This is a genomic window from Stenotrophomonas sp. P5_B8, from assembly GCF_054049855.1.
In genome coordinates, this window is record NZ_JBFULO010000560.1 from 1 (window position 1) to 2,045 (window position 2,045).

Genomic DNA, 2,045 nt, shown 5'->3' on the forward strand with positions numbered 1-2,045 from the left:
CTGCATGACAAGCAGACGCTGCCGATGCAGAACGTGTCCCCGGACGAACTGGCCAGCTTCTACAAGACCTACGGCGTGGCCCCGGAGACCTTCCTGGCCACGATCAAGGGCGATGCGGTGGAACAGAAGCTCAAGGCCGCGCGCGCCTTCGCCCAGCGCACCAAGGTGCCCGGCACCCCGGCGCTGGTGATCAACGGCCGTTACCTGGTCAAGGGCGACTCGTTCGAATCGATGCTGCGCAACGCCGATGCGCTCATCGCCCAGGCGCGCACCCAGCCCAAGCGCTGAGTGCAGGCTCTCTGAACCGTCACACACCGTGTACGCGGGACGCGCCTGGCCGCATGCCATTATTTCCCCCTGAGCCGGCGCCCCGTGCGCCGGCCCCACCTTGTTCATCCGTTGGAGATGCCTAGATGAAGACCCGTTTCGCCATTGCCCTGATGGCCCTGCTGCCGATCCTTGCGGCCTGCAAGGCCCAGGACGGCACCGCCAATACCGCCGCGCCGACCGAACCGGCTGCCCCGAGCAGCACCCCGGCCACCGACACTGCACCGRCGACCAACAGCGAAGCCCCGGCCGCCACCGGTGAATCCTCCGCCGCCGAGACCGCTGCCGCAGCCGCCACCACCCCGGCACCGGCGCCGGCGTCCTCGCGCCCGACCGGCCCGGAGCCGGTGGCAGGCACCGACTATGTGGTGATCGAGAACGGCCAGCCGTTCCAGCCGGCCGCCGGCAAGATCGAAGTGGCCGAGATCTTCGGTTACGTGTGCCCGGCCTGCGCCGCGTTCCAGCCGCTGATCGGGCCGTGGAAGGCTGGCCTGCCCAGCGACGTCAGCTTCGTCTACGTGCCGGCGATGTTCGGCGGCACCTGGGACAACTATGCGCGCGCCTTCTACGCCGCACAGAGCATGGGCCTGCAGGAAAAGACCCACGAGGCGCTGTACTCGGCCATCCACGCCGAGCAGACCCTGAAGGGCGAGCGCGGCAAGGATTCGGTTGAAGACATCGCCGCCTTCTATGCCAAGCACGGCGCCGATGCCAAGCAGTTCGCCAGCACCATGGGCAGCTTCGCGGTGAATGCCAAGACCAATGCCGCCAAGCAGTTCGCCCAGCGCAGCCAGATCACCGGCACCCCGTCGGTGATCGTCAACGGCAAGTACCTGGTCAAGGGCAAGAGCTTCCCCGACATGCTGCGCATTGCCGATCACCTGATCGCCCGCGAGCGCGCCGCCAAGGGCAATTGATCCAGACCGAGCCCGCTACCGTCGTGAATTCCCCCACCACGCGGACCCTGCGCCTGCTGACGGCCAACATCCAGGCCGGCAGCAGCACCCGCCGCTACAGTGACTATGTGACCCGCAGCTGGTCGCATGCACTGCCGGCCGGGCGCAAGCGCACCAGTCTGGACGCAATCGCACAGTTGGCCCGTGGCCACGACATCGTCGGCCTGCAGGAGGCCGACCCGGGCAGCCTGCGCTCGGGCTTCACCAACCAGACCCACTACCTGGCCGAGCGCGCCGGCTTCAATTACTGGAGCCACCAGCCCAACCGCCGCATGGGCGGGGTGGCCTCCAGCGCCAACGGCCTGCTCAGCCGGCTGGAACCGGTGGAAGTACAGGACCACGCCCTGCCCGGCCGCATCGGCGGGCGCGGCGTGCTGCTGGCCAAGTTCGGCGAAGGCCGGCAGGGCCTGGCGGTGGCGGTGGCGCACCTGTCCTTGGGCACCAACTCGCGGATGTCGCAGCTGGCCTTCATCGCCGACCTGCTCACCGACCATCCCAACGCGGTGCTGATGGGCGATTTCAACTGCCTGGCCGACCGCCCGGAAATGCAGGCGCTGTACCGCAAGACCAACCTGCAACCGCCAGGCTGCGCGGTGCCCACGTTCCCCAGCTGGCGGCCGGACCGGGCCATCGACCACATCCTGCTCAGCGACGGCCTGCAGCAACGCAGTGCCGAGGCCGTACCGGCCGCGTTTTCCGATCACCTCGCCCTGGCGATGGCCATCGACGTACCCAGCAGCGCGCTGCGGTAAGGCCTCACCC

General features: G+C 68.5%; 3 protein-coding genes. All 3 read left to right on the forward strand.

The genetic code is table 11. The features are described from left to right. Positions 1–288, forward strand: a 288-nt coding sequence (locus ACXJKH_RS19315; protein ID WP_457321793.1) for a DsbA family protein, incomplete at its 5' end; no start/stop codon positions are given. 125 nt (positions 289–413) lie between these two features. Further along, the gene (locus ACXJKH_RS19320) at positions 414–1,244 is read left to right on the forward strand and encodes a thiol:disulfide interchange protein DsbA/DsbL (protein ID WP_457321795.1); all 831 of its coding nucleotides are present in this window, start codon (positions 414–416) and stop codon (positions 1,242–1,244) included. Between the two features lie 53 nt (positions 1,245–1,297). Next, a complete protein-coding gene (locus tag ACXJKH_RS19325) occupies positions 1,298–2,035 on the forward strand; it encodes an endonuclease/exonuclease/phosphatase family protein (protein WP_256777098.1) in 738 nt (245 codons plus the stop codon). Positions 2,036–2,045 lie beyond the last annotated feature (10 nt).